14 protein-coding genes are annotated in these 19,861 nt (G+C 64.9%); 11 read left to right on the top strand and 3 right to left on the bottom strand.

The window, feature by feature from the left end; all coding sequences use genetic code 11:
• The first annotated feature begins 1 nt into the window (after nucleotide 1).
• The 7 genes from nuoL to AAA989_RS15350 are packed head-to-tail and all read left to right on the top strand — an operon-like array spanning nucleotide 2 to nucleotide 8,529.
• Complete coding sequence (nuoL, locus tag AAA989_RS15380; RefSeq protein WP_338245096.1) at nucleotides 2-2,059, top strand: NADH-quinone oxidoreductase subunit L; 2,058 nt, start codon at nucleotides 2-4, stop codon at nucleotides 2,057-2,059.
• Nucleotides 2,059-3,591 (top strand): NADH-quinone oxidoreductase subunit M, encoded by a 1,533-nt coding sequence (locus AAA989_RS15375; RefSeq protein WP_338245095.1) that lies wholly within the window; start codon nucleotides 2,059-2,061, stop codon nucleotides 3,589-3,591. Before nuoL ends, AAA989_RS15375 begins: the two co-directional genes overlap by 1 nt.
• A complete protein-coding gene (gene nuoN / locus AAA989_RS15370) occupies nucleotides 3,591-5,054 on the top strand; it encodes an NADH-quinone oxidoreductase subunit NuoN (RefSeq protein ID WP_338245093.1) in 1,464 nt (487 codons plus the stop codon). Before AAA989_RS15375 ends, nuoN begins: the two co-directional genes overlap by 1 nt.
• A 1-nt stretch (nucleotide 5,055) precedes the next feature.
• The gene (locus AAA989_RS15365) at nucleotides 5,056-5,781 is read left to right on the top strand and encodes a biotin--[acetyl-CoA-carboxylase] ligase (RefSeq protein WP_338245091.1); all 726 of its coding nucleotides are present in this window, start codon (nucleotides 5,056-5,058) and stop codon (nucleotides 5,779-5,781) included.
• On the top strand, nucleotides 5,781-6,578 hold the full coding sequence (locus tag AAA989_RS15360) for a type III pantothenate kinase (protein WP_338245089.1): 798 nt from the start codon (nucleotides 5,781-5,783) through the stop codon (nucleotides 6,576-6,578). The genes AAA989_RS15365 and AAA989_RS15360 overlap by 1 nt, the downstream gene beginning before the upstream one ends.
• Nucleotides 6,575-8,224 carry a ribonuclease J gene (locus tag AAA989_RS15355; protein WP_338245087.1) on the top strand — a complete coding sequence of 550 codons (1,650 nt, stop codon included), beginning with the start codon at nucleotides 6,575-6,577 and terminating at the stop codon, nucleotides 8,222-8,224. Before AAA989_RS15360 ends, AAA989_RS15355 begins: the two co-directional genes overlap by 4 nt.
• A gap of 14 nt (nucleotides 8,225-8,238) precedes the next feature.
• Nucleotides 8,239-8,529 carry a DUF1467 family protein gene (locus AAA989_RS15350; protein WP_338245085.1) on the top strand — a complete coding sequence of 97 codons (291 nt, stop codon included), beginning with the start codon at nucleotides 8,239-8,241 and terminating at the stop codon, nucleotides 8,527-8,529.
• 1 nt (nucleotide 8,530) lies between these two features.
• Here AAA989_RS15350 and AAA989_RS15345 read toward each other — a convergent pair whose 3' ends face one another.
• Nucleotides 8,531-11,116, bottom strand: coding sequence for an ATPase (locus AAA989_RS15345; RefSeq protein WP_338245083.1), 2,586 nt, complete (start codon nucleotides 11,114-11,116; stop codon nucleotides 8,531-8,533).
• Nucleotides 11,117-11,326: 210 nt separating this feature from the next.
• On the opposite strand from AAA989_RS15345, the gene AAA989_RS15340 reads away from it, so the two are divergent.
• The 3 genes from AAA989_RS15340 to AAA989_RS15330 are packed head-to-tail and all read left to right on the top strand — an operon-like array spanning nucleotide 11,327 to nucleotide 14,813.
• Complete coding sequence (locus tag AAA989_RS15340) at nucleotides 11,327-12,433, top strand: hypothetical protein (protein ID WP_338245082.1); 1,107 nt, start codon at nucleotides 11,327-11,329, stop codon at nucleotides 12,431-12,433.
• Nucleotides 12,434-12,469: 36 nt separating this feature from the next.
• Entirely contained in the window at nucleotides 12,470-13,429 is a 960-nt protein-coding gene (locus tag AAA989_RS15335) for a hypothetical protein (protein WP_338245080.1), read from the top strand.
• A 4-nt stretch (nucleotides 13,430-13,433) separates the two neighbouring features.
• Nucleotides 13,434-14,813, top strand: a complete 1,380-nt coding sequence (locus tag AAA989_RS15330) for a sensor histidine kinase (protein WP_338245078.1) — start codon at nucleotides 13,434-13,436, stop codon at nucleotides 14,811-14,813.
• A 60-nt stretch (nucleotides 14,814-14,873) separates the two neighbouring features.
• Here AAA989_RS15330 and AAA989_RS15325 read toward each other — a convergent pair whose 3' ends face one another.
• Nucleotides 14,874-16,160 (bottom strand): citrate synthase, encoded by a 1,287-nt coding sequence (locus AAA989_RS15325; protein WP_338245076.1) that lies wholly within the window; start codon nucleotides 16,158-16,160, stop codon nucleotides 14,874-14,876.
• 46 nt (nucleotides 16,161-16,206) lie between these two features.
• Nucleotides 16,207-17,637 carry a glutamate--tRNA ligase gene (gene gltX, locus AAA989_RS15320; RefSeq protein ID WP_338245074.1) on the bottom strand — a complete coding sequence of 477 codons (1,431 nt, stop codon included), beginning with the start codon at nucleotides 17,635-17,637 and terminating at the stop codon, nucleotides 16,207-16,209.
• Between the two features lie 28 nt (nucleotides 17,638-17,665).
• Here gltX and AAA989_RS15315 point away from each other — a divergent pair, with 28 nt between their 5' ends.
• Nucleotides 17,666-19,852, top strand: coding sequence for a ComEC/Rec2 family competence protein (locus tag AAA989_RS15315; protein ID WP_338245072.1), 2,187 nt, complete (start codon nucleotides 17,666-17,668; stop codon nucleotides 19,850-19,852).
• Nucleotides 19,853-19,861: the final 9 nt, after the last annotated feature.

Below are 19,861 nucleotides of genomic sequence, written 5' to 3'. Positions count from 1 at the left end.
CTTGAACTCCATCCTCATCATCGTCTTCGCGCCGCTGCTGGCCGCGATCATCGCCGGGCTGGGCGGTCGCCTGATCGGCCACACCGCGGCCAAGGTGCTGACCACCGCGGCCCTGTTCCTCGCCTGCGGCCTGAGCTGGCCGATCTTCATGTCGTTCATCGCGGGCACGGGAGAGGCGAGCGTCACCCCCGTCCTCACGTGGGTACAGTCGGGCGCGATGACGTTCGACTGGGCCCTGCGCGTCGATACGCTGACGGCAGTCATGCTGGTGGTGATCACCACCGTATCCGCGCTCGTGCACCTCTACAGCTGGGGGTACATGGAAGAGGATCCGGACCAGAGCCGGTTCTTCGCCTACCTCAGCCTGTTCACCTTCGCCATGCTGATGCTGGTGACGGCGGATAACCTGGTGCAGATGTTCTTCGGGTGGGAAGGCGTGGGCCTCGCCAGCTACCTGCTGATCGGTTTCTGGTACAAGAAGCCCAGCGCCAATGCCGCCGCGATCAAGGCCTTCGTGGTCAACCGCGTGGGCGACCTCGGCTTCATGCTGGGCATCTTCGGCACCTTCCTGGTGTTCCAGACCACCAGCATCCCCGCCATCCTCGATGCCGCCCCGGCCATGCAGGGCAGCACCATCACCTTCATGGGTGCGCGCTGGGATACGATGACGATCCTGTGCCTGCTGCTGTTCGTGGGCGCCATGGGCAAGAGCGCGCAGCTGGGCCTGCACACCTGGCTGCCCGATGCCATGGAAGGCCCGACCCCGGTTTCCGCCCTGATCCACGCCGCAACCATGGTGACCGCGGGCGTGTTCATGGTCTGCCGCTTGTCGCCGATGTTCGAAGCGGCTCCTGCGGCTCTGGCCGTCGTCACCGTGATCGGCGCCGCCACCTGCCTGTTCGCCGCGACCATCGGCACCACGCAGTGGGACATCAAGCGCGTGATCGCCTATTCGACCTGCTCGCAGCTGGGCTACATGTTCTTCGCCGCGGGCGTCGGCGCATACGGCGCGGCCATGTTCCACCTGTTCACGCACGCCTTCTTCAAGGCGCTGCTGTTCCTGGGCGCGGGCAGCGTGATCCACGCGATGCACCACGAGCAGGACATGCGCTATTACGGCGGCCTGCGGAAAAAGATTCCCATCACCTTCTGGGCGATGATGTTTGGCACGCTGGCGATCACCGGGCTCGGCATCTACGACCTGCATGTCGGCTTCGCCGGTTTCTGGTCGAAGGACGCGATCCTCGAGGTCTCCTACGCCGCCGGCGGAAACGGCACCGGGGCGTTCTGGGTCGGTGCCTTTGCTGCGCTGCTCACCAGCTTCTACAGCTGGCGCCTGATGTTCCTCACCTTCTGGGGCAAGCCCCGCTGGATCGAGAGCGAGCATATCCAGCACGCCGTTCACCACGGGCATGACGAGCCGGACGAGCACAACCCCGCCGCGCAGGAAGATTCGGGTCACGACGTGGCGCACGCGGTCCCCGATCCCTCTCACGCAGACGGCACCGGCGGCTATCACCCGCACGAAAGCCCGTGGACCATGCTGGTCCCGCTCGGCGTGCTCTCGCTGGGGGCCATTTTCGCTGGCCAGTTCTTCGCCGGGTCCTTCCTCGACAGCGCCAGCTTCTGGAACGGTTCGATCGCCTACAACGCGGAACTGATGCACGCGATGCACGAGGTGCCGAAGTGGGTGAAGTACACCGCGCTCATCGTGATGCTGATCGGTCTGTTCTTCGCCTGGCTCGCCTACATCCGCCGCACCGACCTGCCGGGCCAGGTGGCGGAGCAGCTGGGGCCGATCTACAATTTCGTCTTCAACAAGTGGTATTTCGACGAGCTCTACAACCTCATCTTCGTGAAGCCCGCGTTCTGGCTGGGACGTGTCTTCTGGAAGAAGGGCGACGAGGGCACGATCGACCGCTTCGGGCCTGACGGCATCGCGTGGGTCGTGTCGCAGGGCAGCGGCTACGCGAAGAAAGTCCAGTCCGGTTATCTCACGAGTTATGCGCTGATCATGCTGCTAGGCCTTGTCGCCGCCATCACCTGGGTATTGTTCTGATGGGCGGTTTCCCGATCCTTTCCGTCATGCTGGCGGTGCCGCTTGTCGGTGCCATCGCCTGTCTTTTCCTGGGCGCGAAAAGCGCGCGCATGGTGGCGCTGGTGGCGACGCTCGCCAACCTGGCGCTGGGCGTGGTGCTGTGGGCCAATTTCGATATCGGCGGAGCGCAGTGGCAGTTCCGCGAATACCACGAGGTGTTCGACGGCTTCGCCTATGCCCTCGGCATAGACGGCATCGCCCTGATGCTGATCATGCTCAGCGTGTTCCTGATGCCGATCTGCATCGGCGCCAGCTGGGAAGCCATCACCACCCGCGTGGGCGAGTACATGGCGGCCTTCCTGCTGATGGAAGTGCTGATGATCGGCGTGTTCGCCGCGCAGGACATCTTCTTGTTCTACATCTTCTTCGAAGCCGGCCTGATCCCGATGTACCTCATCATCGGCGTGTGGGGCGGGCAGAATCGCATCTACGCCGCCTACAAGTTCTTTCTCTACACCCTGCTGGGATCGGTGCTGATGCTGATCGCCATGCTGTGGATGGTGAACCAGGCGGGCACGACCTACATTCCCTACCTGCAGGAATACGATTTCCCGGTCGACGCGCAGACATGGCTGTGGCTGGCCTTCTTCGCCAGTTTCGCGGTGAAGATGCCGATGTGGCCGGTGCATACCTGGCTGCCCGACGCGCACGTGCAGGCGCCCACGGCCGGATCGGTGATCCTGGCGGGCGTGCTGCTGAAGCTGGGCGGCTATGGCTTCATTCGATTCAGCCTGCCGATGTTCCCCGATGCCAGCGCCGAATTCGGTTGGCTCGTGTGGGGCCTTTCCATGGTGGCCGTCGTGCTCACCAGCTTGATCGCGCTGGTGCAGGCGGACATGAAGAAGCTGATCGCCTATTCGTCCGTCGCGCACATGGCCATCGTGACCGTGGGCCTGTTCGCCTTCAACGTGCAGGGCCTGGAAGGCGCGATGATGATCATGCTGGGCCACGGCCTGGTGTCGGGCGCGCTGTTCCTGTGCGTGGGCGTGATCTACGATCGCCTGCACACCCGCGAGATCGACCGCTACGGCGGCCTTGCCATCAACATGCCCGCCTATGCGGCGCTGTTCATGCTGTTCACCATGGCCAGCGTCGGCCTGCCGGGCACCAGCAACTTCGTGGGTGAATTCCTGGCGCTGGCTGGCATCTACCAGGTCAACAGCTGGGTCGCCTTCGTCTGCACCACCGGTATCATCCTGGGTGCGGCCTACATGCTCTACCTCTATCGCCGCGTCGTATTCGGCATCCAGAAGAACGCCGACGCCGCCGCCATGCCCGACCTTTCCATGCGCGAATACCTGCTGCTTGGCCCCATCGCCGCCGCGGTGCTGTGGATGGGCGTCTATCCTGAAAGCTTCCTTGCTCCCATGCGTGCCGACATCGAAATCCTCGACACTCGCCTTGCCACGGCCGCGCCCGCCGGCGATGCGCAGCTTGCGATCGGGGAGGGTGCTCCGCCTGCCGAGGATCTCGGCGAAGGGGAGGCGCACTGATGGACTATTCGACCTCTCTTGCGCTGATCGCGCCCGAAATCGTCCTGTCGCTGTCGGGCCTGATCCTGCTGCTGCTGGCCGCCTGGGGCGGTGACAAGGGCGCGCGCGTCATTTCCATCGCCGCGGCCATTGCGCTGGGCGGAGCCTTCGCCCTGGTCGCGCCTGCCGTATGCGGCGGCGCCGCCGGTCCGGATACCGTCGCCTTCGGCGGCCAGTTCCGCGCCGATGCCTTTGCCGGCCTCGCCAAGCTGATGATCTTCGCCGCCAGCGGCGCCGTACTGGTGATCGCGCCGCGCTTCTTCGAACGCCTCGACGCCATGCGCGCCGAATTCCCCGTGCTGGTGCTGTTTGCCGCGTTGGGAATGAGCATCATGGTGTCGGCTGCCGACCTGATCACGCTCTACATCGGGCTCGAGCTCAATTCGCTGTCAGCCTACGTGCTCGCCTCGATCCTGCGAGACGACGAGCGCAGCGCGGAAGCGGGCCTCAAGTACTTCGTTCTTGGCGCGCTCGCATCGGGCATCCTGCTGTTCGGCATGAGCCTGACCTACGGTTTTGCCGGGACGACGAACTTCACCGGGATCGCGGTTGCCGTGTCGGACGGGCTTTCCACCGGCCAGCTGTTCGGCCTGACCTTCGTGCTGGCAGGCCTGGCCTTCAAGATCAGCGCTGCGCCGTTCCACATGTGGACGCCGGACGTCTACGAGGGCGCGCCGACGCCCGTCACCACGTTCTTCGCCAGCGCTCCCAAGGTTGCCGCCGTTGCCCTGCTGGCGCGCGTCTCGCTGGAGGCGTTCGGCACCCAGGCCGATGCCTGGCGCCAGATCGTCATCTTTGCCGCGCTGCTTTCCATCGTGATCGGCGCGCTCGGCGCGATCGGCCAGCAGAACGTGAAGCGACTGCTCGCCTATTCCTCGATCAACAATGTCGGCTTCATCCTCATCGGCCTTGCAGCCGGGACCCTGGGCGGGGCGAGCGCCATGATGGTGTACCTCGCCATCTACGTCGTGATGACCGTCGGCAGCTTCGTTGCCGTGCTTCTCATGCGCGATGCGGAAGGCAACCCGGTGGAGGGCGTTTCCGACCTTGCCGGCCTTTCCACCACGCGCCCGGCGCTGGCGTGGTGCCTGATGGCGCTGATGTTCAGCCTCGCAGGCATTCCGCCGCTGTTCGGTTTCTGGGGCAAGTTCGTGGTGTTCCGCGCCGCGGTGGAGGCGGATCTCGTCGCGCTGGCCGCCATCGGTATCGCGGCCTCCGTGATCGGCGCATTCTACTACATCAAGATCGTCAAGGTGATGTTCTTCGATGAGCCGGCCAACAAGGTGACCGGTGCCAGCGATGTGCCCCACTGGGTCCTGCTCACCATCTGCACGGTGCTGATCTCGCCGCTCGGCTATCTCATCGCGCCTTGGCTGGGCAACCTTGCGGACATGGCGGCGGCGTCGCTGGCCGTCGCATTCTGACTTGTCGCCCCAGATCGAGTTCATTTCCGAAACCGGCAGCACCAATGCCGATCTCGTGGCCCGGCTCGCCGCCGGAGATCGCGTACCTGAAGATTACTGGCTGGTGGCCGACCGCCAGAGCGCGGGGCGCGGGCGACAGGGACGCAGCTGGATCGATGCACCGGGCAACTTCATGGGGTCCACCGTCGTTCGCCTGAACCCGGCAGATCCCGCGCCAGCGACGCTCAGCTTCGTGGCATCGCTGGCGGTTTACGAGACTGTTCTGCCCGGACTTCCCGATCCGTCCGCACTGATGCTGAAATGGCCCAACGACGTCCTCCTCGGTGGCGCGAAGTTCTGCGGCCTGCTGCTGGAATGCGAGCGCGGCCATGCAGTGATCGGCATCGGCGTGAACCTTTGCGCCGCGCCCGCGATCATGGACCGCGCGGTCCGCTCCCTGTCCGACATGGGCCCGGCTCCCACGCGCGATGCCTTCGCCCAGGCACTGGCAAGGCAGATGACCATCGAAGTACAGCGGTGGCGGGAATTCGGCGCCGAACCCATCGTCAACCGCTGGAAAGCCGCCGCCCATCCCGTGGGCACGCCTCTGAGCGTGCACGATGGCCAAGGAAATCGCCTTTCCGGGCAATTCGATGGCCTGCTGGAAGACGGCGCGCTACGCTTGCGGATGGCCGATGGCACCTCACATGTGGTGCACGCTGGCGATGTAATGCTGGAGGAAAATTGATGCTGCTCGCCGTCGATGTCGGCAATACCAATGTCGTCTTCGCCCTGTTCGACGACGATTCCGGGCCGGGGGAGGGTGCCTTGCGCGCCCGCTGGCGTATCGCAACAGACGGTCGGCGCACCGCCGACGAATACGCGACCTGGTTGCTTCAGCTGTTCGCCATTGAGGGGTTCGAGCGGAAGGACGTAACGCAGATCATCTTCGGCTCCGTCGTGCCGCGCGCCAATCACAACCTCGAAGTGCTCGCCAGCAAGTATTTCGGTATCCGCCCGCTTTTCGCGGGCGAGGGCGAGGCCGCCTGGGACTTCGAGATCGACGTGGAGCAGCCGCACACGCTGGGCGCGGATCGCGCGCTCAACTGCATTGCGGCTCACCACCTGGTCGGTGGGGACATGATCGTCGTCGACTTCGGTACGGCGACCAAGTTCGAGGCGGTGGATTTCAACGGCGCCTACAAGGGCGGCATCATCGCGCCGGGCATCAACCTCTCGCTCGATGCGCTGGTGGGCAATACGGCGAAGCTGCCTCGCATCGCCATCGCTGCGCCCGAGACCGCCAATGTCATCGGGCGCAATACCGAGGACCAGATGCTGATCGGCGTATTCTGGGGCTACGTGGCGATGATGGAAGGGTTGATTGAGCGCATGAAGGCGCAGATCGGTCGCCCGGTGAAGGTCGTCGCAACCGGCGGACTTGCCATCCTTTTCAACGAAAAGACCGACATCTTCGATCACATCGACGCCGACCTTACCATCCGTGGCCTGCAGATCCTGGCCCACCGCGCTGGAGCGAAATGAAGAAAGATTACACCCCTCAAGACGAATTGCTGTTCCTGGCCCTCGGCGGCTCGGGCGAAATCGGCATGAACGTCAATCTCTACGGCTGTCAGGGCAAGTGGCTGATGGTGGACCTTGGCATGAGCTTCGGTTCCAACGAGTATCCCGGCACCGAACTGATGTTCGCTGATCCCGAGTTCATCGAGGAACGTGCCAGAGACCTGCTGGGCATCGTGCTGACCCACGCGCACGAGGACCATATCGGCGCGATCCCCTATTTCGCCGCCGACCTCGGCGTGCCTCTCTATGCCACGCCGTTCACCGCCGATCTCATCACGCGCAAGCTGGACGAGGCGGGCCTTACCCGCGAGGTGGAACTGCACGTGATCGAGGAGGATCACGGCGAGATCGCTCTCGGGCCCTTCACCGTCACCTACATCCCGCTGGCCCACTCGATCGCAGAAGGCAACGCGTTGCTGATCGATACGCCGCATGGCCGCGTGTTCCACACCGGCGACTGGAAGCTGGACGACGATCCGCAGATCGGCACCCCTGCGACCGAGGAGGAGCTGACGGAGATCGGTGACGAGGGCGTGCTCGCGCTGGTCTGCGATTCCACGAACGTCTTCAATCCTGTCCCCTCGGGCAGCGAGGGAGCGGTCTATGCCGGTCTGCTGGAGGAAGTTCAGAAGCACACCGGCAAGCGGGTGCTCGTCACCACCTTTGCTTCTAATGTCGCCCGGTTGAAGACCCTTGGCGCGGTGGCGGAGCGTACCGGACGGCAGCTTTGCGTCGCGGGTCGTTCACTGGATCGCATGATCGAAGTCGGCAGCGCCAACGGCTATCTCGACGATTTTCCCGACACGGTGGACTTCGATACCGCCATGGGCCTTCCGCGCGGCGAGGTGATGATCATCGCCACAGGCGGGCAGGGAGAGCCCCGCGCGGCGCTTTCCCGCATTGCCGAGGACAATCATCCGCTGGCGCTGGACGAGGGCGACGTCATCCTGTTCTCCAGCAGGGTCATTCCCGGCAACGACATTGCCATCGGCCGGGTGCAGAACATGCTGGCCGAACGCGGGATCGTGATGGTGACCGACAGGCAGAGCGAGATCCACGTCTCGGGCCACCCGGGCCGTCCGGAACTGGAGGCGCTTTACGGTTGGCTGCGTCCCGACATTCTCGTGCCCGTGCACGGCGAAATCCGTCACATGCAGGAACAGGCGCGGCTCGGCCGGGCCTCGGGCATCGCCCACGCGGTCTTCCAGAAGAACGGCGACATCGTGCGCCTCGCGCCCGGCGCACCGGGCAAGATCGCTGAAGTCCGTACCGGGCGCCTGGTGCTGGACGGCGATATCATCGTGCCGGCAGATGGCGATGCTGTTACCATGCGTCGACGCCTGTCGCGCGACGGCCTGCTCGTCGTGGTGCTCGACCAGGAAGGCGGCGTGCGCGTCGACGGGATCGGGCTTCCCCTGGACGAGGATTACGATGCTTTCGTCGAGGAGGCGGAAAGCGACGTGCTGGCGGCGCTCGGCAAGCTGAAAGGCCGCCGCGGGCAGGATCGCGAGGAAATAATGGAGGCCGCTCGCCTTGCTGCGCGCCGGGCGGCACAGCGATGGTCCGGCAAGAAACCGCAAACGCGCGTGATCATCGCGGGCGATTAGGCGGGCGAACCATCATGAAGATCACTTCCATCGTGGCCATCTACGCGCTTTTTTGGGTGATGAGCGCTTTCCTGCTGCTGCCGTTTGGCGTCAAGACGCCGGACGAGGCGGGAGTGGAGAAGGTGCCGGGCCAGGCGGAGAGTGCTCCGGTGAATTTCCGCCCGGGCCGGGTCGCCCTGCGCGCAACTGTGCTCTCCGCGGCGCTGACGGCACTGTTCGTGGCAAACTACACGCAGGGGTGGATCACGATCGCCGACATCGACCTCATCGGCAGGTTGTCCCCGCCGCCGGAGGGCGGGGCCTAGCCTAGTCGCGCAGGCGGTCGATTGCCTGGGCGAGGGCGACGTAGAGCTTGCCCATGTCGCTGGAAAGCAGGGTAACGGCCATGGCATTGCCATCGCGCGTGGCCAGGATGCCCCGCAGCATGGCCTCGAAATCGTGGATGTAGCGGTTCACCACGTCGCGGAACTCGGCATCGTCTGAATAGACGCCGCTGATCTGCCGTTCCTCCTGCTTGTTGAGCAGGCGCACGGCACGGCGCGTGAAGATACCCCGGTCGCCGCGGAGGTACTGGGCCCACTGCGTATCGCCGATGTCGTTGTCGAAGGCCTTGGCAATATCGATGGCGCTGGAATTGAGTGCCTCGGTGATGAGCGCCATGCGCCTGGCGAAATCGTTGTCGACCTGCTCCTCGGCCCGCTCGCGCGCGTATTCCACGCGCTGCTCCAGGTTTCCGGCCAGTTCGTTGACGCGCTCCAGCTGGTCGCGCAGCCGTTCAGCCGTATCGCGACCGGCCGCGTCCGCGCGCGTCGTGGCCTCTTCAAGTTCGCCGATGGCTTCCGTCGCATGGCGGCGCAGGGCATCGGCCAGTTTCTGACGGCTTGCCTCTGCAATGTCCTGCGCCAGATCGGTGACGCCCCTGGCCTGCTCGCCGCGCAGGTTTTCCAGCACCGTCGCGGATGCGGCCGTCAGCATGTCGATGGCCTCGCGCAGCTCGGTCGAGGTGCGCTGGGCAACCTTGTCGGTCTCGGTTGCCACGGCGGCCAGTTGTTCTTCGATGGATTTGAGCTGCTCGATCGACACGCCCCCGGTTTCGCGGGTGTTGTCCAGTTGCTCGGCCACGCGGCTGCTGCGCGATTCGATCTCTTCGATGATACCGTGCAGTTCCCGGGCCTTCGATCCGAATGCGGAAAGCCGCTGTTCTGCGCCGGAAACCGCATCGGAAAGCGCACCTTCGGAATGATCCGCGCTGGAGCGGATGATTTCCAGCAGGCGCACGCTGTCGTCTGTCAGGCGGCTGATGAACTCTCCGCTTTCATCCAGCACCGAGCGCGATTGCGAAAGCCGCTCGGCAAGGGCATCGGTGGCGTCGAGCACCTTCCCGCCGGTATCGTCGGCCTGGCTACCAAGCTTCTGCATCTCCCTGTCGAGATTCGAGAGCCTGCTCGCCAGCGCCTCACCGCGTTCGGCCAGCCCGGCGATATGGGCGAGGTGCTCCTCCTGCCGTTCGGCGATGCGCGCATCGAACTGGGCGATGCGATCTTCCAGCTGGGCGAGCGCCTCATCCTGGCTCGCGCTGTTGGCCTGGCGACGACGGGCAAAGTCTTCCTCGAACGAAGCCATGCTGTCCGCCAGACGCTCGTCGACTTTCGACGCCTCCTCGTTCAGCGCCAGCAGGCGCATCCGGGCGTTCGTCATCGCGGATTCGTCCAGCTTGATGACGCCTTCGAGCACTTCCTTCATGCGATCTTCGAGCCTGGTGATGGCTTCGGACCACCTCTTGGCCGCTTCGGCCTGGCCACCGTCCATGGCGGCGACCAGCCTTTCGCCTTCCACCCGCAAGGCGACAAGGCGCTCGCGCATGGCGGCGCCCGCGGCGGCCTCGCGTTCGTGCATGGCTTCGGCATCGTCGTGCAGCTGGCGGGCCAGGGCTTCGGAGCGCGAGGCGATGGCGTCGAATACGCGCTCTTCCGACGTATCCAGTTCCCGGCGGAACTCTTCGCTGGTGGCACGCAGGCGATCGAAGCGCTGGCCGGCGAGATCACCCATCGCGACGATCTGCCGTTCGAAGGCGGCAAGGGTCGCGTCCACCTTCCCGCCGATCTGCTCGACGTGCTTCTCGCCTGCCTCGCCGAAACGGTTCAGGCGCTCGAAGGCGGCGACCAGGGCATCCACCTGGGTCTGGGCGGATTGGCCCGCACCGCCCATCTGGTTGTTCATGTCCCGCGCCGCGTTGGTGAGAACGGGCAACTGGTCGCGCAGCGATTCCAGGTTGCCCACCGCCGTTTCGCTGACCCGCCCGATGCTCTCCACCTGCGCGCTGTTGTCGCGGATGAGATCCTGCAGGCGATCCGCATGGGTGGCGATCCGGTCCACCGCCACGCGGCCCAGGCTCTCCAGGTCGCGAGACTGCGATTCGATGAAGTCGCGCGCCAGCGCCAGCTCGCGATTGACCACCAGCAGCCGGCTTTCGAGCTGGGCGGTCTCCTGCGCCAGCATGCGCGCGGCATCGGTGAAGCGGTTGGCCTCGCGGCGGCTGTTGCGCATCGCGACAAGATACAATCCGGTGAGCAGGATGAGAGGCACTGCCCACTGCACGACCCATTCGATCCACTGGGCGGGCGCGGCACCGGCCAGCATGGCCTGGTGGTTCACCCATACGAAGAATACGCTCCAGCCCAGGGCAGCCGCGATCGTGAGGACCGGGGCCAGCCAGGTCGCGCGCGGGCGAACCTGTTCGCTGGCGGGCTCTTCTTCCCAGTAGTGTTCTTCGTAGATTTCCTCTTCGGAAGTCTCGTAGGTTTCGTTCGCGTCGCCACGGGCGACGGTCTCGTCGTGGGAATCCTGGGCAGTATCGTACTGCTCCGGCACAAAGTTTCGCCTGCGGGTCATGAGTCGTCCTTAACACAGGGTAAAGGGCAATGGAGTATGGGAAATGGTTAAAACCCACGACGCGGCTCAACCGCGCGGCAACCTGCCCGTTTCGCTTGTCACGCGACTTGGCAGCGCCGCCGGGCGGCCCTAGCTAGCCTGCATGTTCGTGAAAGAGTGGTCCCCGTGCGCGCAGCCCTGATAAGCCTTCCCCAGGCAGGCGAGGGCGACATGCCGAAGATCGCTGGCAAGACGATTGCGCAGCGGCAGCTTCTCTTTGCGCGAGAGGCCGGATGCGAGAAGGTGATCGCCCACGGCAACGGCGCCAGGCCGGAAGCCATCGACCTGCGCCATGCCGCCGAGGGGGCGGGCATGAAGTTCCAGATCGTTTCGTCCAGCCATGCCCTTTCGGGAATTATCGCGGACGACGACAGCCTGCTGGTGCTGCAGCCCGGCCTCCTGCCCGAATCGCGCAGCGCGCTGGACCTGCTGCGCGCCGAGGGGGACAGGGTGCTGGTCGTGTCGGCAGGGCCGGGCGCCAACGCCGGGTTCGAACGCATCGATCTGGACCGCGCATGGGCAGGGGTTCTTTCCCTTCCCGGTCAATGGCTTGCGGATCTGGCCAGCCTGCCGGACGATGCCGCTCCGCATGCTGCTCTCCTTCGCATCGCCCTGCAGCATCGCCTTCCCGAGGCTCGCCTTGCAGACAAGGTGCTGGACGAGGGCCGCTGGTACATCGTTTCCTCGCACGAGGCGGCCCGGAAGAGGGCCGTCGACTGGCAGCGGCTGCACCTGGGCGATGTGTCGGAGGGTCGTGTCTCCCGGTGGCTGGGCCGGGCCGCGGTCATTGGCCTGGGTACCAGGATCGGCGACACGGCACGCGCCCGCACCGCTCTTCTTGCTGTCGCAGGTCTCCTCATGGGGATCGGCGTTGCATTGGGCTTCTACGAACGACCGATCCTTGGTTTCGCGCTTGTCGCTCTCGGCGTTCCGGTGCTGGAAGCCTTTCTGGCCCTGTCCCGCCTGGCAGTCGCGCCGTTCGGGCGGATCAAGCGGCTTCCCTGGATCCGATGGGTGGCGGATGCGGCCCTGCTCGCGCTCGGCATCATGGCAATCGACAGCCTGCTCTATCGCAGTATCTATCCGCCGCTGGTGCTGGCATCGTCCCTGCTGCTGCTCGACAGGCGGAACCTGCCGGCGTGGCTGGAGCCGCTGCGCGACAGGATGCTGATTGCCATTTTCGTCGCCGTCGTGGCAGCTGTTGCGACGCCGGAGATCGCGCTGATGCTGGCAGGCTTGCTCGTGCTTGCCGCCAATATCGCGGTACCGCGCAGCTAACGCGGGTTTAACCAAGATGCGCTAGGGGCTTTGAGCATGAGCGAGATCACCAATGCCGGGCCTTCTGCCGAGTCCGTGGAGGACATGCTGCGCGGTGAACTGGCGCAGGGTGACGTAATCCTGTCTACCGCGCGCCCGATCCTGCGTCATCTGCTCGCCAATGACGATCACAGCCTTTTCAGCGACGAGGTCATCGCCCGCATTCGCGGCATGATGGTGCACCTCGCCCGGCAAATGCTCTTCGCTCTGGCCGCGGAACTCGATGAGGGCGATCAGGGCGTGTTCGTGAACAGGCACCAGGACCTGCTCGCCACGGCTCTGCTCGAAGACACCGTGTTCCTCGGTCACTCCCATGCGCTCTCGATTGAGGCCCAGATGGCCGACCGCATGCATGGGCGTGCCGGAATCGACCCGGTGCTATCCCCGCTGGCGCAGGAGCTGGCGGCGTCCGACGATCAGTCGGTGGCGGCCGCCGCGATGCGGGTGGTGGCGGCACAGGCGCGCTTCATGCAGCACCAGCGGCGGATGGAATGTCCGCTTGCCGAACTTCCCGCAGAGCTGTTTCACGCCGCGACGAAGACCTTGAAGACCGTCATGGTCGACCATCGCGCGGAAGCTAAGGCGGTGTGCGACCGCTTGCGCAGCGAGTATGACGAAGGCGAATGCCGCATCGGGCTGATCACGCGTCTCGTGATGGGCATGGGCAAGGATGCGAAGCGCGCCCTTGCCGTAGAGCATTCCGGGTTGTCGATCTTTGCGACGGCGCTCGCCATGTCCTCGGAACAGGAGCGTGACGTCGTGGTGCTCTCGCTGGGAGAGAACCAGTCCGCCCGCCTCGCCATATCCCTGCGTGCCGCCGGTCTTGAACAGACCGACGTGGAGGAGCAGTTCGTCTACCTGCACCCCGAAATCGTTCTGCCCGCGGGTCTTGCCGCTCTGGATCCCGATCGGGCAGCGGCGCTCCTGACCAACGCCAATCCCGGCGGGGCGCATTGAGGTCATGGTGGCCCCTTCGCCCATAATCGCGCGAGCGCGCACTGACGAGCGGGACAGGCTGATCGAAGCCGAAGAGCCGCTTGCCGGGTTCCACCTTCGGTCGGGAGGCGAAGTACCGGGCGCACTGGTGACGCCGGCGCTGATCGAGATGGTGCGAAAGTCTCGTGTCTACGGGCTTCGTCTGGCGCGCGTTATCCGCGCACAGGACGAAAGCGAGCGCGTAACCGCTTGGGTGGAAGTGAAGCCGGAGGGTACCGGCGTATCCATCGCGATCGCAGACTGGCAGGCCGAACCCCTGCGGCCCGGATCGAATGCACAGGTCTCGCAGGAGAGAATCGCGCTCGTCCGCCACGTCGCGGGGCTCAGCGCGCGGCTTGGCCCGGCGCAGGAATTGCTCGCGGTCGAGAGCACGGCCGACGACCTGGCCGATCTGGCCGCGAAGATGCGCGACGGCACGGGCGAGATCTGGACACAGTTCGTCGTTCCCTCCACCGGCCGACAACACCAGACCATGCACTGGCGTCTGCTGGACGGTGCCTCTGTCGATATCGAAGGATCGTCGCGGCGCTGGATGGTTCATCTCGTGCCGCTGGGAAAGCCGCAACCGGGTAGTGCTGGTTTCGAACTGTATCTCGTGCCGCAGCAGGCCGTTCCCGAGCAGTCGCCAAGGGCGGAAGAAGACGGAAACAGGACAAACGGCATCGGCCGCGACATTGCGCCCGTGCTGCGCCAGCCCGTCAGCCGGATCATCGCCAATGCGGAAACAATCCGCACCCAATTGGCCGGCCCACTTGCGGACGAATACAGCAATTATGCCGCCGACATCGCCTCGGCAGGCGAGCACCTGCTGGCGCTGATCGACGACCTGACGACGCTGGAAATGGTGGAGGACGAGGAATTCGAAACCGCGCCCGACAGGATTGACCTGGCCGATGTGGCAAAGCGTGCGGTGGGTATCCTTGGCGTTCGCGCAAGAGAGCGCGGCATTTCGCTGGATGCGCCGAAGTCTGCCGACAGCGTGCCGGCGATCGGCGAATTCCGGCGCGTTCTGCAGGTGCTGCTCAACCTTGTCGGCAACGCCATCCGCTACTCACCCGAAGGCGGTCAGATCTGGATCCGTACGGAGCACGACGAGGATCGTGCACGCATTACCGTCGCCGATCAGGGCGAAGGTCTGAGCGAGCAGGAGCAGGAAAAGATGTTCGCCAAGTTCGAGCGGCTTGGTCGCAGTGGCGACGGCGGCTCCGGGCTCGGCCTCTACATCTCGCGCCGTCTTGCAGACGCCATGGGCGGTTCGCTGACGGTGGAAAGCGCCAAGGGGCAGGGTGCCCGCTTCACGCTGGAGCTTCCGAGCTTCGAAGAGCGCCGGAAGGTGCCTCGCTAACATCGGCGGCCGCGAACGGCACCCGATCATTCGACCGGGTGCCGTCGAGTACGGCGTGTATCAGCGGTCGCTGAGCGGCACGTAGTCGCGCTGCGTCGGCCCCGTGTAGAGCTGGCGCGGACGGCCGATCACCTGGCCGGGATCGGAAATCATCTCGTTCCACTGCGCCACCCAGCCGACCGTGCGCGCAAGCGCGAACAGGGCGGTGAACATCGTGGTCGGGAAGCCGATGGCGGAAAGGATGATGCCCGAATAGAAATCGACGTTCGGGAACAGCTTCTTTTCCTGGAAATAGGGATCGTTGAGAGCGATCTCTTCCAGCTGCAGAGCCGTTTCGAACACGGGATCCTTTACCTGCAGGGCATCGAAAACCTCGCGCACGGTCTTCTGCATAACCGTCGCGCGGGGATCGTAGTTCTTGTAGACGCGGTGCCCGAAGCCCATCAGGCGGAACGGGTCGTTCTTGTCCTTGGCGCGTTCGATGTAGTGCGGGATGCGATCGGGCGTGCCGATCTCGCGCAGCATGTTGAGCGCGGCTTCGTTCGCGCCGCCGTGCGCCGGGCCCCACAGGCAGGCGATGCCCGCAGAGATACAGGCGAACGGGTTCGCACCGGACGAACCGGCCAGGCGAACCGTGCTGGTCGAGGCGTTCTGTTCGTGATCGGCGTGAAGGATGAAAATGCGATCGAGCGCCTTCTCCACTTCCGGCACGATCTCATACTCTTCCGCCGGCACGCCGAATGTCATGCGCAGGAAGTTGCCGGTGTAGCTCAGCGAGTTGAGCGGCTGCATGAAAGGCTGACCAATGGCGTACTTGTAGGCCATCGCCGCAATCGTCGGCATCTTCGCGATCAGGCGGTGCGAGCTGATCTTGCGGTGCTCGGGATCGGAAATGTCGGTGCTGTCGTGATAGAACGCCGACAGCGCGCCGACCACGCCGCACATGATCGCCATCGGGTGCGCATCGCGGCGGAAGCCCTGGTAGAACTGCCGCATCTGGTCGTGCAGCATGGTGTGGTAGGTGATCGTCTTGGTGAAGTCGGCGTACTCGTCCTGACTGGGCAGTTCGCCGTTCAGCAGCAGGTAGGCGACTTCCATGAAGCTGGAGTTCTCCGCCAACTGCCCGATGGGATAGCCGCGATGGAGCAGGACGCCTTCCTGGCCGTCGATGAAGGTCAGCGCGCTCTCGCACGACGCCGTCGACTTGTAACCTGGATCGAAGGTAAACCGGCCCGTCTCTCCGTAGAGTTTGCGGATGTCGATGACATCGGGTCCGCAGCTACCCTCGAGAGTGGGGAAGTCGTAGGTCTCACCACCAACCTTCAGATCCGCCTGCTTGTCAGCCAAAGCTGTTCTCCTTCAAATGTTTGTAAGCAGCAATTGAGGCGAAACCTCAACCGCGTGCCTGAGCGTCTATCCGCGCAAGGCTCTCTTCCCTGCCGAGAAGGACCAGCACGTCGAAAATTCCGGGGGAAGTGGTTTGCCCCGTCAGCGCCGCGCGAAGCGGCTGCGCGAGTTTGCCGAGACCAAGGTCCAGCTCCTCCGCATAGGCTTTCAAATTGGCCTCCAGCGCCTCGATTGTCCAGTGGGTCTCTTCCCGCAACCGATCTGCAATGGCCGCAAGCCGCATGCGTGCCTCGTCATCGAGCAAACTCTCGGCCTTTTCGGTGAGTTCCAGGGGGCGCTGCTTGAAAAGGAAGGCGGCGCCGTCGGCCAGCTCGTTCAGGTCGCGGGCGCGGGTCTTCAGCTCTGGCATGGCCCGGGCCAGCAGCTTCTCGTCCGCCTGAGGGCCAATCAGCGGCGCGACAAGACTTGCGAGGCGCGCGTCGTCAGCCTTGCGGATGTAGTTGCCGTTCATGTTCAGCAGCTTCTTCATGTCGAAGCGGCTCGGCCCCTTGCCGACGGCATCGATATCGAAGAGTGCGATGGCTTCTTCGCGGCTGAACTCCTCCTGGTCGCCGTGGCCCCAGCCAAGGCGGAGAAGGTAGTTGAACAGGGTTTCGGGCAGGATGCCCATGTCGCGATAATCGCGAACGCCGAGCGCGCCGTGGCGCTTCGACAATTTGGCCCCGTCGTTGCCGTGGATAAGCGGAACGTGGGCGTAGGTGGGTTCGTCCCAGCCATCTTCCACGCCCTGCATCGCACGGATCACCTGGATCTGGCGGAAAGCGTTGTTCAGGTGATCGTCGCCGCGGATGATGTGGGTGCAGCCCATGTCCATGTCGTCGACGACCACGGCGAGCATGTAGGTCGGGCTGCCATCGGCGCGCAGCAGGATGAAATCGTCGATCTCGCGGTTGTCGACCTTCACGCGACCCTGAACCGCGTCCTCGATCACCGTCTCGCCGCCCTCGGGCGTCTTGATGCGGATGGTGAAGGGCGCGCCTTCGGGTGCGTCTGCCGGATCGCGGTCGCGCCAGCGACCATCGTAGCGCAGCGGCTGCTTCGCCGCCTTCTGCTGCTCGCGCATTTCGGCCAGTTCTTCGGGCGTGGCGTAGCACTTGTAGGCGTGGCCCGCGTCCAGCAGCTTCTTCGCCACTTCGGCGTGCCGCTCTGCCCGCTGGCTTTGATAAACGGTATCGCCGTCAAACTCGAGGCCGAGCCAGTCGAGGCCCTCCAGGATCACGTCGATGGCTTCCTGGGTGGAGCGCTTCTTGTCCGTATCTTCTATTCGCAACAGCGCCGTGCCGCCGTGATGACGGGCGTAGAGCCAGGAGAACAGGCCGGTGCGGGCATTGCCGATGTGCAGGAAGCCGGTTGGGCTGGGTGCGAAGCGCGTCACCACCGGACGCTGCGCCGTACCATTGCCAATCGAGCTTGCCATAACTGTCTGTTTCCTGTCCTGTATTTCCATGGCTTCGAAGCATATGCCGCTGGTGCCGCTGGGGGACGAACCGGGCAATGCTGCGCCGCAGCACACGCCTTGGCGAAAGCTGCGTGGTTTGTCCAGCATAGCAGATGGCGCCGAGGGTTTCCTTGCTTCTTCGGGCTTCGATCGCGGTCCCTGGATGGCCGTGGTGCTGGCCGCGGGCATCGCAGCCTGGTTCGTGCTGAACGGCCCCGCCGGATGGATAACAGCCATGGCTGCAGGACTGCTGGTCGCCCTGGGTGCCGTTGCGGCCTGGAAAGGGCGGGAGGATCGCACGCACCTGATCGGGGCGCTGGTGGCAAGCGGCCTGTTGCTGGCTTTCGGCACGGGCCTGGCATGGAGCAGGTCCGAAATCGTCGGTGCCGAAGCGTTCGAAAGACCTGTCCACGATACTTTCGAGGGCCGTATCCTGGAGCGGATCGAGCAACCGGCGCAGGAGCGGATTCGCCTGGTACTCGCATCGCGGCATCCCGAAAGCGGCGAGCCCGTGAAAATCCGCGTGAACGTGCCGCTCGACGCGGACAGGGACGCGCTGGGCGAGGGGGCCCTTGTAGAACTGCAGGCGCGACTGATGCCGCCGGCCTCTCCAATGTTACCGGGCGGATACGATTTTGCCCGCACGGCGTGGTTCGAGGGTTTCGCTGCCACGGGGAGCGTTCAGGGCGACGTTCGCGTGATCGAACCCGCGACGGAGAGCGGCGACGTGATCGCCTCCCTGCAGAGGCAGCTGTCGGGGCATGTTCGCCAGCAACTGGACGGATCGGCAGGCTCCATCGCCGCCGCCTTCGCCAGCGGAGACAGGGGCGCGATCAGCGAGGCGGACGAGGACGCCATGCGCGATGCGGGCCTCACGCACCTGCTTTCGATCAGCGGTTTGCACGTGAGCGCGGTGATCGCCGGCACATATCTCATTGCCGTGAGGCTTCTGGCGCTGTGGCCCTGGCTGGTCCTGCGCATGCGCCTGCCCGTCGCAGCGGCGGGGATCGCCGCACTATCGGGCATTGGCTATACGCTGCTGACCGGGGCACAGGTGCCCACGGTGCGCAGCTGCATCGCCGCGCTGCTGGTGCTGGGCGCGCTGGCGCTGGGGCGAGAACCCTTGTCGCTGCGCATGGTCGCGGTGGCAGCCATCACCGTGATGCTGCTGTGGCCGGAAAGCCTTGTCGGGCCCAGCTTCCAGATGAGCTTTGCCGCCGTCATCGCCATCGTCGCCTTGCACAACGCAGAGCCGGTGAAACGCTTTCTCGCCGCGCGAGAGGAAGGCCGCGCGGCCTGGCTGGGCCGCAGGGCCCTCATGCTGCTGGTAACGGGTCTGGTGATCGAGATCGCCCTGATGCCTATCGTGCTGTTTCACTTCCACCGCGCAGGCGTTTACGGAGCGCTTGCGAACGTGATCGCTATCCCTCTTGTCACCTTCATCTCGATGCCGCTGATCGCCCTGGCGCTCGTTCTGGACATTGTCGGGGCAGGTGCCCCGGCGTGGTGGCTGGTGGGTCAGTCGCTCGACCTGTTGCTGGGTATCGCACACTTCACCTCCAGCCAGCCTGGCGCGGTAAAGCTGATCCCGCAGGTGAGCACATTGGCGTTCGCCCTCTTCGTCGCGGGCGGCCTGTGGCTGGCGCTATGGCGCGGGCGAGCGCGGCTGCTGGGTTTCGTGCCTGCGGCAATCGCCAGCCTCGTGCTTGCAACGACTCCGATCCCCGATCTGCTCGTTTCGAGCGACGGTCGCCATGTCGGAATTACAGGTGAGGACGACCGGCTGCTCGTCCTGCGAGATACGCGCAGCGACTACACGCGCGAGAACCTGATGGAACTGGCAGGGGTGGAGGGTGAGCCGGTGCCGCTGGCGGCGTGGAGCGGAGCCCGGTGCAGCGCCGATTTCTGCGTCGTCACGCTGGAGCGCGAGGGCCGAAGCTGGGACATCCTGATGAGCCGGAGCAGGAATATCGTGGGCGAACGCGCACTCGCGGCGGCATGCGAGCGGGCCGACATCGTCATATCCGACCGGTGGCTGCCACGCACGTGCACTCCGCGCTGGCTGAAGGCCGATGGACGAATGCTGGCAAACACCGGCGGCCTCGCGATCGTCCTCGATGAGACCCCCGAACTGCGCAGCGTTTCCGATACGCAGGGCGAGCATGGCTGGTGGCGCGGTCTGGCGGGCAGCTAGGTGCGCACG

This window comes from Aurantiacibacter hainanensis (assembly GCF_036321025.1).
GTDB lineage: Bacteria > Pseudomonadota > Alphaproteobacteria > Sphingomonadales > Sphingomonadaceae > Alteraurantiacibacter > Alteraurantiacibacter hainanensis.
This window is presented reverse-complemented; position numbering and strand designations above follow the sequence as displayed.

Coding starts and splice junctions, on each gene's coding strand:
- AAA989_RS15360 (WP_338245089.1), top strand. CDS start 5,781: ATGCTGCTCGCCGTCGATGTCGGCAATACCAATGTCGTCTTCGCCCTG.
- AAA989_RS15355 (WP_338245087.1), top strand. CDS start 6,575: ATGAAGAAAGATTACACCCCTCAAGACGAATTGCTGTTCCTGGCCCTC.
- AAA989_RS15350 (WP_338245085.1), top strand. CDS start 8,239: ATGAAGATCACTTCCATCGTGGCCATCTACGCGCTTTTTTGGGTGATG.
- AAA989_RS15340 (WP_338245082.1), top strand. CDS start 11,327: ATGCCGAAGATCGCTGGCAAGACGATTGCGCAGCGGCAGCTTCTCTTT.
- AAA989_RS15345 (WP_338245083.1), bottom strand. CDS start 11,116: ATGACCCGCAGGCGAAACTTTGTGCCGGAGCAGTACGATACTGCCCAG.
- AAA989_RS15330 (WP_338245078.1), top strand. CDS start 13,434: ATGGTGGCCCCTTCGCCCATAATCGCGCGAGCGCGCACTGACGAGCGG.
- gltX (WP_338245074.1), bottom strand. CDS start 17,637: ATGGCAAGCTCGATTGGCAATGGTACGGCGCAGCGTCCGGTGGTGACG.
- AAA989_RS15315 (WP_338245072.1), top strand. CDS start 17,666: ATGGCTTCGAAGCATATGCCGCTGGTGCCGCTGGGGGACGAACCGGGC.
- nuoN (WP_338245093.1), top strand. CDS start 3,591: ATGGACTATTCGACCTCTCTTGCGCTGATCGCGCCCGAAATCGTCCTG.
- AAA989_RS15375 (WP_338245095.1), top strand. CDS start 2,059: ATGGGCGGTTTCCCGATCCTTTCCGTCATGCTGGCGGTGCCGCTTGTC.
- AAA989_RS15335 (WP_338245080.1), top strand. CDS start 12,470: ATGAGCGAGATCACCAATGCCGGGCCTTCTGCCGAGTCCGTGGAGGAC.